At 70.8% G+C, this 13,696-nt stretch carries 11 protein-coding genes; 3 read left to right on the top strand and 8 right to left on the bottom strand.

Translation table 11 applies throughout. The features are described from left to right. Positions 1 to 160: 160 nt before the first annotated feature. The 6 genes from CRP49_RS19535 to iolC form a co-directional block, all read right to left on the bottom strand. Positions 161 to 1,567 carry an APC family permease gene (locus tag CRP49_RS19535; protein WP_097254529.1) on the bottom strand — a complete coding sequence of 469 codons (1,407 nt, stop codon included), beginning with the start codon at positions 1,565 to 1,567 and terminating at the stop codon, positions 161 to 163. 378 nt (positions 1,568 to 1,945) lie between these two features. Further along, complete coding sequence (gene mmsA / locus CRP49_RS19530) at positions 1,946 to 3,448, bottom strand: CoA-acylating methylmalonate-semialdehyde dehydrogenase (RefSeq protein WP_097254528.1); 1,503 nt, start codon at positions 3,446 to 3,448, stop codon at positions 1,946 to 1,948. 15 nt (positions 3,449 to 3,463) lie between these two features. Further along, positions 3,464 to 5,350: a 3D-(3,5/4)-trihydroxycyclohexane-1,2-dione acylhydrolase (decyclizing) gene (gene iolD / locus CRP49_RS19525; protein ID WP_097254527.1), complete on the bottom strand. Its 1,887-nt coding sequence runs from the start codon at positions 5,348 to 5,350 to the stop codon at positions 3,464 to 3,466. Further along, positions 5,347 to 6,162, bottom strand: coding sequence for a 5-deoxy-glucuronate isomerase (gene iolB, locus CRP49_RS19520; protein WP_097254526.1), 816 nt, complete (start codon positions 6,160 to 6,162; stop codon positions 5,347 to 5,349). Before iolB ends, iolD begins: the two co-directional genes overlap by 4 nt. Positions 6,163 to 6,169: 7 nt before the next feature. Continuing rightward, positions 6,170 to 7,102 (bottom strand): deoxyribose-phosphate aldolase, encoded by a 933-nt coding sequence (locus CRP49_RS19515; RefSeq protein ID WP_179851682.1) that lies wholly within the window; start codon positions 7,100 to 7,102, stop codon positions 6,170 to 6,172. Positions 7,103 to 7,113: 11 nt separating this feature from the next. Next, entirely contained in the window at positions 7,114 to 8,064 is a 951-nt protein-coding gene (gene iolC, locus CRP49_RS19510; RefSeq protein ID WP_097254525.1) for a 5-dehydro-2-deoxygluconokinase, read from the bottom strand. Positions 8,065 to 8,189: 125 nt separating this feature from the next. On the opposite strand from iolC, the gene CRP49_RS19505 reads away from it, so the two are divergent. The 3 genes from CRP49_RS19505 (at position 8,190) to CRP49_RS19495 (ending at position 10,285) form a co-directional block, all read left to right on the top strand. Beyond that, positions 8,190 to 9,104, top strand: coding sequence for a sugar phosphate isomerase/epimerase (locus tag CRP49_RS19505; protein WP_097254524.1), 915 nt, complete (start codon positions 8,190 to 8,192; stop codon positions 9,102 to 9,104). A gap of 349 nt (positions 9,105 to 9,453) precedes the next feature. Next, the gene (locus tag CRP49_RS19500) at positions 9,454 to 9,654 is read left to right on the top strand and encodes an AlpA family transcriptional regulator (protein ID WP_094214513.1); all 201 of its coding nucleotides are present in this window, start codon (positions 9,454 to 9,456) and stop codon (positions 9,652 to 9,654) included. A 58-nt stretch (positions 9,655 to 9,712) separates the two neighbouring features. Further along, positions 9,713 to 10,285, top strand: coding sequence for a GNAT family N-acetyltransferase (locus tag CRP49_RS19495; protein ID WP_097254523.1), 573 nt, complete (start codon positions 9,713 to 9,715; stop codon positions 10,283 to 10,285). Here the strand turns inward: CRP49_RS19495 and CRP49_RS19490 are convergent. Both CRP49_RS19490 and CRP49_RS19485 read right to left on the bottom strand, forming a co-directional pair. Beyond that, positions 10,266 to 11,309, bottom strand: a complete 1,044-nt coding sequence (locus CRP49_RS19490; protein ID WP_094214511.1) for a zinc-dependent alcohol dehydrogenase family protein — start codon at positions 11,307 to 11,309, stop codon at positions 10,266 to 10,268. The two genes, CRP49_RS19495 and CRP49_RS19490, sit on opposite strands and share 20 nt — an antisense overlap. A gap of 31 nt (positions 11,310 to 11,340) precedes the next feature. Further along, complete coding sequence (locus CRP49_RS19485; protein WP_097254522.1) at positions 11,341 to 13,554, bottom strand: MMPL family transporter; 2,214 nt, start codon at positions 13,552 to 13,554, stop codon at positions 11,341 to 11,343. Positions 13,555 to 13,696 lie beyond the last annotated feature (142 nt).

Raw genomic sequence — 13,696 nt, 5'->3', positions numbered from 1 at the left:
ACGGGCCGCCACCGACAGCGGAGGCGGCCGCCAGGCTGAACCCCAGGCCCTCCTTGGGGCGTACGGGTCTGCCCCGGCGTACTTCAGGCGTGGTACGCAGACGTCCTCGCCGCCCGGCACGGTGCGGGCGGCGAGGACGCGGGGACGGGTGAGGGGTTCGCTAGGCCTGCTCGTCCTCCGGGATCGAGACCAGCCAGCGGGTCTCGCGGCGCGGGCGGAGGTAGAAGGCCCAGTAGAGGGTGGCGACCGCGGTGATGCCGCCGGTCCACAGCAGGTAGGTCGCCTCCTGCTGGGTGAGGATGTAGCCGAGGACCGCGATCAGCAGGACCGGCATCGCGGGCCACAGCGGCATCCGCCAGGCGGGCGTGTGCTTGTGGGAGCCGCGGCGGGCCAGCAGGGCGGCGACCGCGACCAGCAGGTACATGCCGGTCACCGAGACGCCCGTCACGCCGTACAGGGTGTCCAGGTTGACGAAGCAGAGCAGGGCGCCGGGGACGCCGACCGCGAGCGTGGCGACCCAGGGGGAGCCGAAGCGGCCGAGCTTGGAGAAGACGTTGTTGACCGGGCCGGGCCAGGCCTTGTCACGGGCGGAGGCGAACAGGACGCGGGAGTTCTGGATGACCATGACGATGCCCGCGTTGATGATCGCGAGGGCCACGCACAGGCTGACGAAGGTGCCGACCGCCGAGTTGGACCAGGCGGTGACCATGGAGCTGATGTCGCCGCCGGTCAGCTCCTTGAGGTCGCCGGCGCCCATGGTGATGGCGGCGACCGGGACCAGGATGACCACGGTGGAGATCGCCAGGGTGGCCAGCACCGTGCGGGCGACGTTGCGGCGCGGGTTCTCCAGCTCCTCGGAGAGGTAGACGGCGGTCGAGAAGCCCTGGGTGACGAAGAGGGCGATGGCGAGCCCGGAGACGACCAGCATGGCCGTCACGGTGTCCGTGTGGCCGTGCTCGCCGGCCACCTGCATGGAGACGAGGCTGCCGACCCCGCGGTGGCTGTGGGTGAAGCCCAGGAGGGCGACGACACCGGCGGCGACGACCTCCAGGACCAGGAAGATGCCGGTGATCCAGGCGTTGGCGCGCAGGTCGAGCAGGCCCGCGAGGGTGGCGAGCAGCATCACGCCGGCGCCGGTCATCGACGGGTCGAGGTGCACGATCGGCGCGAGGTAGTCGGCCGTGCCCATCGCGATCACCGGCGGGACGATCATCACGACCAGCAGGGACAGGACGAAGACGAGCCAGCCCGCGAGCCGCCCGGCCATCGTCGACACCATGGCGTACTCGCCGCCCGCGCTGGGGATGAGGGTGCCCAGCTCGGAGTAGCAGAACGCCACGGCGATACAGAGGAGGGAGCCGATGGCGATCGTCAGGGCGGTGGCGGTACCGAGGGAGCCGAAGAGGTCGGGGACGACCACGAAGAGCGTGGAGGCGGGCGTGACACAGGAGAGCGTCAGCAGGGTGCCGCCGACGATGCCGATGGAACGCTTGAGCTTCTGGGGGCTGTCAGGGGCCCCGGAAGCATCTATGACGGCTGTCTCGACAGGGCGGAGCGTGTCGGTCATGCGGCGGGTTCCGATCGACTCGTTCGACTGAGGGTGGGGTCGGGAGCGCTATCGCCTCCGGCGGCTCGTCGTACGTTCGTCTCGTCCGCTCCCGGCGCTGCATAGAGAACCCCGACGAAAACCATTGCGTCAATGGCCGTTTACCTTCGGAATCCGCACCTCCGACAAGACTTAAGAAGCATCACTTTCACAGGCTGCGCCGCCCTATAGGCGCATCCAGCAAGCCTCAGCGGAATGTGACCTTGCTTTCGAAGGTCATCTGCCCGTAACCCCTTCGCCATCCGTTTAATCCCGCAAGAACGAGAATCGCAGCCAAGGCGTCAAAAAAATGTCAGGCCGTCCGGTATCCGGACGGCCTGACAGGGGGTGGTGCAGCACTCAGTGGTTGCGGGGGAAGCCGAGGTCGACGCCGGCGGGGGCCTCGGAGGGGTCCGGCCAGCGGGTGGTGACGACCTTGCCGCGGGTGTAGAAGTGCGTGCCGTCGTTGCCGTAGATGTGGTGGTCGCCGAAGAGGGAGTCCTTCCAGCCGCCGAAGGAGTGGTAGCCGACGGGGACCGGGATCGGGACGTTCACGCCGACCATGCCGGCCTCGATCTCCAGCTGGAAGCGGCGGGCGGCGCCGCCGTCCCGGGTGAAGATCGCGGTGCCGTTGCCGAACGGGGAGGCGTTGATGAGGGCGACGCCCTCCTCGTAGGTGTCCACGCGCAGCACGCACAGCACCGGGCCGAAGATCTCGTCCTGGTAGGCCTTCGCGGACGTGGGCACCTTGTCGAGCAGGGAGATGCCGATCCAGTGGCCGTCCTCGTAGCCCTCGACGGTGTAGCCGGTGCCGTCCAGGACGACCTCGGCGCCCTCGGCGGCGGCGCCCTCGACGTAGGAGGCGACCTTGTCGCGGTGGACCTTCGTGATGAGCGGGCCCATCTCGGAGGTCGGGTCGTTGCCGGGACCGATCTTGATCTTCTCGGCGCGCTCGCGGATCTTGTCGACCAGCTCGTCGCCGATGGCGCCGACCGCGACGACGGCGGAGATGGCCATGCAGCGCTCGCCGGCGGAGCCGTAGGCGGCGGAGACGGCGGCGTCGGCGGCCGCGTCCAGGTCGGCGTCGGGCAGGACCAGCATGTGGTTCTTGGCGCCGCCCAGGGCCTGGACGCGCTTGTGGTTGGCGGAGGCGGTGGTGTGGATGTAGCGGGCGATCGGGGTCGAGCCCACGAACGAGACCGCCTTGACGTCCGGGTGCTCCAGGAGGCGGTCGACGGCCACCTTGTCGCCGTGCACGACATTGAAGACGCCGTCGGGCAGGCCGGCCTCGGCGAGCAGCTCGGCGATCTTGACGGCGGCCGAGGGGTCCTTCTCGGACGGCTTGAGGACGAAGGTGTTGCCGGTCGCGATGGCGATCGGGAACATCCACATCGGGACCATCGCCGGGAAGTTGAACGGCGTGATGCCCGCGACGACACCCAGCGGCTGGCGGATCGAGGCCACGTCGACCCGGCTGGCGACCTGCGTGGACAGCTCGCCCTTCAGCTGCACGTTGATGCCACACGCCAGGTCGACGATCTCCAGGCCGCGGGCGACCTCGCCGAGCGCGTCGGAGTGCACCTTGCCGTGCTCGGCGGTGATCAGCTCCGCGATCGCGTCCCGGTTCGCGTCCAGCAGCGCCCGGAACTTGAACAGGATCGACGTGCGCTGGGCCAGCGAGGACTGGCCCCAGGTCACGAAGGCGTCCTTGGCCGCCGCGACGGCCGCGTCCACCTCCTCGACCGACGCGAACGCGACCTTGGTGGTGACCGCGCCGGTCGCCGGGTCCGTGACCGGCCCGTACGTACCCGACGCGCCTTCGACGGTCTTGCCGCCGATCCAGTGGTTGACGATCTTCGTCATGCCCAGAAACTCCTTTTACAGATGGCGGCGTCGGGTCGAGACGTGCCGTTCGTACAGCTCACGTGCCTTGACCGCGGACGATCGGGTCGCGGTCTCGGCCACAGGAACATCCCACCAGGCCTGCGCCGGAGGCGCGCCCGACACAGTGTCGGACGTTTCGGTCTCCACGTAGACACATGTGGCAGTGTCGGCGGCCCGCGCCTCGGCGAGCGCCGCGCGCAGGTCCCGTACGGTCTTCGCGCGCAGCACGCGCATGCCGAGGCTGGCCGCGTTGGCGGCGAGGTCGACGGGCAGCGGAGCGCCGGTGAAGGTGCCGTCGTCCGAGGTGAAGCGGTAGGCGGTGCCGAACCGCTCGCCGCCCACGGACTCCGACAGACCCCCGATCGAGGCGTACCCGTGGTTCTGCACGAGCAGCATCTTGATCGCGATGCCCTCCTGTACGGCGGTCACGATCTCCGTCGGCATCATCAGGTACGTCCCGTCGCCGACCAGCGCCCACACGTTCCGCTCGGGTGCGGCGAGCTTCACGCCGATCGCGGCCGGTATCTCGTAGCCCATGCAGGAGTAGCCGTACTCCAGGTGGTACTGGTCCCGGGACCGGGTGCGCCACAGCTTGTGCAGGTCGCCGGGGAGCGAGCCGGCCGCGTTGATGATGATGTCGGACTCGTCCACCAGGGCGTCCAGGGCGCCGAGGACCTGCGGCTGGGTCGGCCTGATGTCCGGCTCGTCCGCCTCGTAGCAGGCGTCGACGCGCTGCTCCCAGCGCTCCTTGTCCTCGGTGTACTCGGTGACGTAGGAGTCGGCGGCCCGGTGCTCGTGCATCACCAGCGCCTCGGTCAGCTCGCCCAGGCCGCTGCGGGCGTCCGCGACCAGCGGCAGCCCGGCCAGCTTGTGGCCGTCGAAGGGCGCGATGTTGAGGTTCAGGAAACGCACGTCCGGGTTCTCGAAGAGCGTGCCGGAGGCGGTGGTGAAGTCGGTGTAGCGGGTGCCCACGCCGATCACCAGGTCCGCGGTGCGGGCCAGCTCGTCGGCGGTCGCGGTGCCGGTGTGGCCGACGCCGCCGACGTCCTGCGGGTGGTCGTGGCGCAGCGAGCCCTTGCCGGCCTGGGTGGAGGCGACCGGTATCCGGGTGGCCTCCGCGAACTCCGCGAGGGTCTCCTCGGCGCGGCTGTGGTGGACTCCGCCGCCCGCGATGACGAGGGGCCGGCGGGCCTCCCGGATCACCCGGACCGCCTCGGCCAGCTCGGTGGGGTCCGCGCCGGGACGTCGTACGACCCACACCCGCTCGGCGAAGAACTCCTCCGGCCAGTCGTACGCCTCCGCCTGCACGTCCTGCGGCAGGGCCAGGGTGACCGCGCCGGTCTCCACGGGGTCGGTGAGGACCCGCATGGCCTGCAGGGCGCTCGGGATCAGGGCCTCGGGCCGGGTGATCCGGTCGAAGTACCTCGACACCGGGCGCAGGGTGTCGTTGACCGACACATCGCCCGCGTACGGCACCTCCAGCTGCTGCAGGACCGGGTCGGCGGGGCGGGTCGCGAACACGTCGCCGGGCAGCAGCAGCACCGGGAGGTGGTTGATGGTGGCCAGCGCGGCGCCGGTGACCAGGTTGGTCGCGCCCGGGCCGATGGAGGTGGTCACCGCGTGGGTGGACAGGCGGTTCGACTGGCGGGCGTAGCCGACCGCCGCGTGCACCATGGACTGCTCGTTGCGGCCCTGGTGGTACGGCATGACATCGGTGTACTCGATCAGCGCCTGGCCGAGCCCGGCCACGTTGCCGTGCCCGAAGATGCCCCAGGTGGCGCCGATCAGCCGCTGCCGCTCGCCGTCGCGTTCCGTGTACTGGGCGGCGAGGAAGCGGACGAGTGCCTGCGCGACCGTGAGCCTCGTCGTCGAGGTCGTCATCGGTAAGCCTCCGTGTGATCCGGGTGGAAGCAGATCCGCCACTCCCGCGTCTCACCCGGACCGGACATGACGTTCAGGTAGTACATGTCGTGCCCGGGCTGGGCGATCGACGGGCCGTGCCAGCCGTCGGGGACGAGGACGGCGTCACCGGAGCGGACCTCGGCGAGGACGTCGGTCCCGCCCTCGCGCGAGGGGAATACGCGCTGATAGCCGAAACCGTTCGGGCCGTCGATCTCGAAGTAGTAGATCTCCTCCAGCTCGGACTCCTCGCCCGGCCGGTGCTCGTCGTGCTTGTGCGGCGGGTACGACGACCAGTTGCCGCCGGGGGTGATCACCTCGACGGCGATCAGCTTGTCGCAGTCGAAGGAGTCGGCAGAGGCGAAGTTGCGCACCCGGCGGGCGCAGGTGCCGCTGCCGCGCTCCTCGACGGGGACCTCCGGCGCGGGGCCGTAGCGGGCGGGGAGTCGTCGCTCGCACTTCGCTCCTGCCAGGGCGAAGCGGCCTCCCGCGCCGGAGGCGATCAGGACCTGGGCGTCCCGGGGCACGTACGCGAAGTCGGAGACCTCCGCGAAAACGCTTTCCCGGCCCAGGAGTTGGAATTCTTCCCCCGCGATGCGCACGGTACATCCGCCTTGCAGCGGAAGCACGATCCATTCACTGTCCCCAGTGGTGAACGTATGTGTACCGCCCGGTGACAACTCCACGATGCGCAGGCTGCTGTGCGTCCAGCCGGCCCGCTTGGGGTCGATGTCGACGGCGTACTGGGCGTTCGCGGTGGCACCCCGGGGCAGGTGCAGGTCGGTGCTGGTCATGCGGCCCTCACAGCAGTCCTACGGCGGTGTCCACGGCGGCGACCACATCGCCGTCCGCCGGGTACAGCAGCGAGCGGCCGACCACCAGGCCACGCACGGTGGGCAGTTGCAGCGCGCCGCGCCACTTCTCGTAGGCGGCCACCTGCTCCTCGGGCGAGTCGCCGATGTCACCGCCGAGCAGCACGGCCGGCAGGGTCGAGGTCTCCATGACCCGGGCCATGTCGTCGGGGTTCTCGGTGACCGGCACCTTCAGCCAGGTGTAGGCCGAGGAGCCGCCGAGGCCCGAGGCGATGGCGATGGACTTGGTGACCGCCTCCGCGCTCAGGTCGTTGCGCACCCGTCCGTCGGGGCCGCGCCGGCTGATGAACGGCTCCACGAAGACCGGGAGCCGGTGCGCGGCCATCGCGTCGATGGCGCGGGCGGTGGACTCCAGGGTGGTCAGGGAGCCCGGGTCGTCGTAGTCGATGCGCAGCAGCAGCTTGCCGGCGTCGAAGCCGAGGCGCTGGATGTCCTCGGGGCGGTGGCCGGTGAAGCGGTCGTCCAGTTCGAAGCTGGCGCCCTGCAGGCCGCCGCGGTTCATGGAGCCCATGACGACCTTGTGGTCGAGGGCGCCGAGCAGGAGCAGATCGTCCAGGATGTCGGCGGTGGCGAGGACGCCGTCGACGCCGGGCCGGGACAGCGCGAGGCACAGGCGTTCCAGCAGGTCGGCGCGGTTGGCCATGGCGAGCCTGCGGTCGCCGACACCGAGTGCGCCACGGGCCGGATGGTCGGCGGCGACGATCATCAGCCGGCCGTTCTCGTTCAGCAGCGGGCGGCGGCCCCGGCGCAGCGCGGCCTCGGCGATCGCCTCGGGGTGGTGGGTGCGGGTGCGGACCAGCTCGGCCACGTCCACGCGCGGCTGCCGAGTGCTGTCCCCGCCCTCGTGGTGGGTGCCTGCCACCCTGCCCGCCCTCACAGGACCGCTCCGGCCTCGAGCGCGGCGGCCACCTCGTCGGGGGTGGGCATCGCGGAGGAGCACTCCAGGCGGGAGGCGACGATGGCGCCGGCCGCGTTGGCGTGTCGCATGATCGTCTCCAGGTCCCAGCCCTCCAGCAGTCCGTGGCAGAGGGAGCCACCGAAGGCGTCACCGGCACCGAGTCCGTTGAGGACGTTCACCGGGAGCGGCGGGACCTCGGCGGACTCGCCCTTGTTGTTCACGGCGAGAACTCCCTTGGGTCCCTGCTTGACCACGGCGACCTCGACCCCGGCGTCCAGCAGCGCGCGAGCTGCTGCGTGCGGCTCACGCACCCCGGTGGCGACCTCGACCTCGTCCAGGTTGCCGACAGCCACGGTGGTGTGGCGCAGGGCCTCGGCGTAGAAGGGGCGGGCGGACGCTGGGTCCTTCCAGAACATGGGGCGCCAGTCCAGGTCGAAGACCGTCGTACCCGACTTCGCCCGGTGGGCCAGGGCCGCGAGGGTCGCCGTACGGCTGGGCTCCTCGCTCAGGCCGGTGCCGGTGATCCAGAAGATCCGGGTGTCCCGGATGGCGTCCAGGTCCAGGTCGTGGGCGTCGATCTCCAGGTCCGGCGCCTTGGGCTGCCGGTAGAAGTACAGCGGGAAGTCGTCCGGCGGGAAGACCTCGCAGAAGGTGACCGGCGTGGGCAGTCCGGGCACCGGGGTGACCCAGCGGTCGTCGACACCGAAGCCGCGCAGGGCCTCGTGCAGATAGGCGCCGAACGGGTCGTCGCCCGTGCGGGTGATCACGGCGGTCCGCCGGCCCAGCCGGGCCGCGGCCACCGCCACGTTCGTCGCCGACCCGCCGAGGAACTTGCCGAAGGACGACACCTGGGCGAGCGGGACACCGGTTTGCAGCGGGTAGAGGTCCACACCGATCCGCCCCATGGTGATCAGGTCGTACGCCATCGGCTTCCCTTCGTCACGGCTCTCCCCGGCTTTCTAGTCCTGTCCGCCGAGCCCTGTCAATGTTTTGTCCAGACATTCGGACGAGACCTTGACACCGCTTTCCACCGCCCCGCAGGCTGACGGCCATGACGTCGTTGTCACCCTCCTCACTTTCCCGTATCCGGATCGGATCGGCGCCCGACTCCTGGGGCGTCTGGTTCCCGGACGACCCGCAACAGGTCCCCTGGCAGCGCTTCCTCGACGAGGTCGCCGACTCGGGCTACGAGTGGATCGAGCTGGGCCCCTACGGCTATCTGCCGACCGACCCGGCGGTGCTCGCCGAGGAGACCGCCCGGCGTGGCCTGAAGGTGTCGGCCGGCACGGTCTTCACCGGCCTGCACCACGGCGAGGCGGTCTGGGACAAGACCTGGGCGCACGTCTCCGACATCGCCGCCCTCACCCAGGCGATGGGCGCCCGCCACCTGGTCGTCATCCCGTCCTTCTGGCGGGACGACAAGACGGGTGAGGTGCTGGAGCCGTCCGAGCTGACGGCTGCGCAGTGGCGCGATCTGACCTCCCTGACCGAGCGCCTCGGGCACGAGGTGCGGGAGCGGTACGGCCTCACGATCGTCGTCCACCCGCATGCCGACACCCACATCGACAGCGAGGAGAACGTCACCCGCTTCCTCGACGGCACCGACTCCGACCTGGTGTCGCTGTGCCTGGACACCGGGCACTACGCCTACTGCGGCGGGGACAGCGTCAAGCTGATCGAGACCTACGGCGAGCGGATCGGCTATCTGCACCTGAAGCAGGTGGACCCGGAGATCCTGGCCGACGTGCGGGCCAAGGGGACGCCGTTCGGGCCCGCGGTGGCGCAGGGGGTGATGTGTGAACCTCCCTCCGGGGTGCCCGAGTTGGGGCCGGTGCTGGATGCCGCGCAGAAGCTGGATGTGGATCTGTTCGCGATTGTGGAGCAGGACATGTATCCCTGCGATCCGGACAAGCCGCTGCCGATTGCGCGGCGGACTCGGGCCTTCTTGAGGTCGTGCGGGGCGTAAGGGCGCCTTCTCGTCTGCCGGGTTGTGTGATGGGGCGAGTGCGGGTCGTTTGTGGCTTGTCGCGCCCACGCTGCCGCTCGGGTTCGAGCAGCCTGTGCGTATCTCGTGTCATGGGTGCCCCGCCGGCGCGCCGGCGTGCGCCTTTGCTGCGGGTGTGTCACAAACACCCCCTTCCTGTCACACATGTCGCACCTACGCGAGTTCTCGGTCACACCGGTCAACAGCCACTTTCCCGTGGTCACTCTGCGTCGTTCACCGGGCACAGGCTTGGTGATCGCCAGCGCAGCGCCCGGCTCCCCCGACGGCCGCCCCCGGCCGCCGCCGCGGCGCGCGCAGGGAGGTGCAACTCATGACCGACCGAAGGCTCTGGTCCTACAAGGAGATCGCGGCGCACATCCGGGTGCAGCCGGACACCGTACGGTCCTACCGCAAGCACGGCCTGCTGCCTCCGCCCGACCACGTGGAGGGCGGCAAGCCCTACTGGTTCGCCGAAACCGTCCGCGCCTGGGTTGCCTCCCGACCGGGCAACCGGGGCCGAAGAGTGGACTGACCAGGCCTTCCGGAAAAAGCGACTGTGCCCCACCCGTCGCGTGGGGCACAGTCGCCTCATGAGCTTCTCCAGCTTCTCCGTCAAACCCGTCCTGACCGGCCGGAAGACCGTCCTGCGGCCCTTCACCGAGGCCGACGCCGACGTGATGTGGGAGATCATCGAAGACCCCGAGGTCGTCCACTTCACCTACGAGCCGTCCACCGAGCTGACCCCGGAGCGGCTGCGGTCCTGGTACGGCTCCCGGGCCGCCGCCCCCGACCGGCTCGACCTGGCCGTCACCGACCCCGCGACCGGTGAAGTACTGGGAGAGGTCGTCCTGTACGAGTACGACCCGGACGCCCGCAGCTGCACCTTCCGCACGCTCATCGGGCCCCGGGGCCGCGGCCGCGGGATCGGCACCGAGGCGGCCGGACTGATCGTCGCCCACGGCTTCGAGGAACTCGGTCTGCACCGCATCGAGTTGGGTGCCTACGCCCACAACCGCCGGGCCCTGCACGTCTACGAGAAGATCGGGTTCGTGGTCGAGGGGGTCCGGCGGGAGGTGCAGCGGCGGGACGGTGAGTGGGCCGACGAGGTGATCATGTCGATCCTCGACCGTGAGTGGGCCGCGCTCAGCTCCACGGTTCGATGACCGTCACGCCCGCGCCCGGTGCCGTACCCATCGCCGCCAGGGCCTCCGGGACCGCGTCGAGCGGGATCGTGCGTGTGATGAGCAGGTCCGGGCGCAGCACCCCGGACCCGACCAGCTCCAGCATCCCCGGGTAGGCGTGCGCGGCCATGCCGTGGCTGCCGAGGAGTTCGAGCTCCAGGGCGATGGCGCGGGCCAGCGGCACGGGGGTGGTGCCGTCCGCCGAGGGCAGCAGGCCCACCTGGACGTGCCGGCCGCGGCGGCGCAGGGAGTCCACGGAGGCCGCGCAGGTGGCGGGCGAGCCGAGGGCGTCGAGGGAGAGGTGGGCGCCACCGCCGGTCAGCTCCCGGACGGCGGCCGCCGTGTCGGGCACGCCGGTCGCGTCCAGGCACTCGGCCGCCCCGAACTTCCGCGCCAGGTCCAGGGCCCGGGGCGACACGTCGACGGCGACCACCCGCGCTCCCGAGGCCGCCGCGATCATCACCGCCGACAGCCCGACCCCGCCGCAGCCGTGCACGGCGACCCACTCGCCCGCCGCCACCCGGCCCTGCTGCACCACCGCGCGGAAGGCGGTGGCGAAGCGGCAGCCGAGGGCGGCGGCCGTGGCGTACGTCATCCCGTCCGGGATCGCGACCAGGTTCACATCGGCGTGGTCGAGGGCCACGTACTGGGCGAAGGAGCCCCAGTGGTGGAAGCCGGGCTGGGTCTGGCGCTCGCACACCTGCTGGTCTCCGGCCGCGCAGGACGGGCAGCTGCCGCAGGCGCAGACGAACGGCACGGTGACCCGGTCGCCGGGGCGCCAGCCGGTCACCCGGGCGCCCACCGTCTCGACGACTCCGGCGAGTTCGTGCCCCGGCACGTGCGGGAGCGTGATGTCCGGGTCGTGGCCCATCCAGCCGTGCCAGTCACTACGGCACAGGCCGGTCGCCTCGACCCGCACCACCACCCCGTGCTCGGCGGGCTCCGGATCCGGCACCTCCCGCACCTCGGCCGGCTCCCCGTACTGCTCGAACACCACGGCTCTCATGCGCCTCACCTTGTCACGGAAGCCACCCGTCTCACACTCCCGCCGGTTCCTTCTCCTTCTTCTTCGCCGGCGCGGCCGGTTCGCCCTCGCTGAGTCCGAACCGCTGGTGGAAGCGCCGCAAGGGGGCCGGGGCCCACCACGTGGCGCGGCCCGTGAGCCGCATGATCGCCGGGACCAGGAGGCTGCGTACGACCATCGCATCCATCAGCACCGCGAGGGCGATGCCGAGGCCCAGCATCTTGGTGTTGGTCACCCGGGAGGTGCCGATGGCGACCATCACCACCGCGAGGATGACCGCCGCCGCGGTGATCAGCCCTCCGGTGCGCTGCAGCCCGTGGCGGACCGCCTCGTTGTGGTCGCCGGTGCGGTCGTACTCCTCCTTGATGCGGGAGAGCAGGAACACGCCGTAGTCCATGGAGAGGCCGAAGGCCACGCAGAACATCAGGACGGGCAGGGTGGTCTCGATCGAGCCGGTGCTGGTGAAGCCGAGCGCACCGGAGAGGTGGCCGTCCTGGAACACCCAGACCACCGCGCCGAACATCGCCGTCAGGCTGAGCGCGTTGAGCACCACCGCCTGCAGCGGTATCAGCACGCTGCCGGTGAGCAGGAAGACCAGCAGCAGGGTGACGATCGCGATGAACGCCCCCGCCCAGGGCAGGCGTTCGCCGATCGCGTGCTTGGAGTCGACCAGGACGGCGGCCGTGCCGGTCACCTTGGTGTCGAAGGGAGCCTTGAGCGAGCGCAGGTCGCCGACCAGGCGCTGGGCGGCACTGTCGACGGCCTCGCCCTTCGGCTGCACCGTGAAGTAGGCCGTGTCGCCCTTGACCAGCGGGCCGTCGACGCGGACGACCTCGGGCAGGGCGGCCACCCGCTGCTTGTAGTCGGCGTACTGGGTCTGAGTGGCCCTGCCCTCGGCGAGGATCTCCAGGCCGCCGCCGGGGCTGCCCGGGAAGTCGTCCCGGATGTGCTGCTGCACCACGTGCGACTCGGCGCCCGAGGGCAGCTGGCGGTCGTCGGCGGTGCCGAACTTCACGCCCAGGAAGGGCAGTCCGAGGAGCACCAGCAGGGCGGTCGTACCGAGCGCGAAGAGCGGAGCGCGGCGCATTACCAGCGTGGCGGCCCGCGCCCAGGCGGTGCCCTCGGCGCCGGAGGGCTTCGCGGTGCGGCGGAAGAGGCGGCGCAGGTCGAGGGAGTTGACCCGGTGGCCGAGCAGGAGCAGGGCGGCCGGGAGCAGGATCAGGGCGGCCGCGGCGGCGAGCAGGACCACGGCGATGCCGGCGTAGGCGAAGGACCGCAGGAAGTACTGCGGGAAGACCATCATGGCGGCCAGGGAGACCGCGACGGTGAGGGCGGAGAACAGGACCGTGCGCCCGGCCGTGCGCAGGGTCGTGCCGACGGCGGTCAACGGGTCGGCCCCGGTGGAGAGTTCTTCTCGGTAGCGGCGGACGATGAACAGGGCGTAGTCGATGGCGAGGCCGAGGCCCAGGGCCGTGGTGAGGTTCAGCGCGAAGACGGAGACGTCGGTGAAGGACGTCAGGCCGCGCAGCACCGCGTTCGTGCCGAGGATGGCGACGATGCCGATGCCCAGCGGCAGCAGGGCCGCGATCGCGCTGCCGAAGACCATTACCAGCAGGACGAGGGTGATGGGCAGGGCGATCATCTCGGCGCGGGTGAGGTCCTCCTTGATGATCGTCTGCATCTCGTGCCGTACCGCGACGATGCCGCCGACCTTCACCTGGACCGGGCCGTGTGTGCCCCGGTAGTGGGGCGCTATGCGGTCCAGGGTCTTGCCCATCGCGTTCTCGTCGCCGGTGATGCGGGCGGCGATCAGCGCCTCGTGGCCGTCCTTGGCGCGCAGGGCGGGCGATTTCGACTGCCAGTAGGAGCCGACGCCGGTCACGCCCTGCTCGGTGGCCAGCCGCTCGGTCAGGTCACGGGCCCGGGCGGCGACCGCCGGGTCGTCGACGGAGGCGCGGCCGGAGTCCACCAGGAGCAGCAGGTTGGGCTGGGAGTCGGGGAACTCGCGCTCCAGGGCCTTGGTCGCGTACGTGGACTCGGCGGCCGGGTCCTCCCAGCCGCCGCTGCCCAGACGGTCCGCGACCCCGCTGCCGGCGAGCACGGCGAGCGCGGTGAGCACGAGGGCCGCCAGCAGCGACAGGCGCGGGCGGGCGGTCACGAAACGTGTCCAGCCGCCGACGGGGGGCGGTCCGTCCCCCGGGTGCGGCGCCTTGTTGACTTCGGTCATCGTGCGGTGTCCCCTTCACCCTGACCCAGGTCTGTGCAGGCAGGCAGCATGGGTCGGTCATTGCCATAAACTGGCAAACACGAGAGATCGCTCGCGTTTCTCAAGAATGCGAGCGACCGCTCGTGTTTGTCAATCGCCTTCG

The sequence above is a fragment of the Streptomyces sp. Ag109_G2-15 genome (genome assembly GCF_900215565.1).
GTDB lineage: Bacteria > Actinomycetota > Actinomycetes > Streptomycetales > Streptomycetaceae > Streptomyces > Streptomyces diastatochromogenes.
The sequence above is the reverse complement of the archived record's forward strand: the minus strand, read 5'-3'. Positions and strand labels throughout refer to the sequence as shown.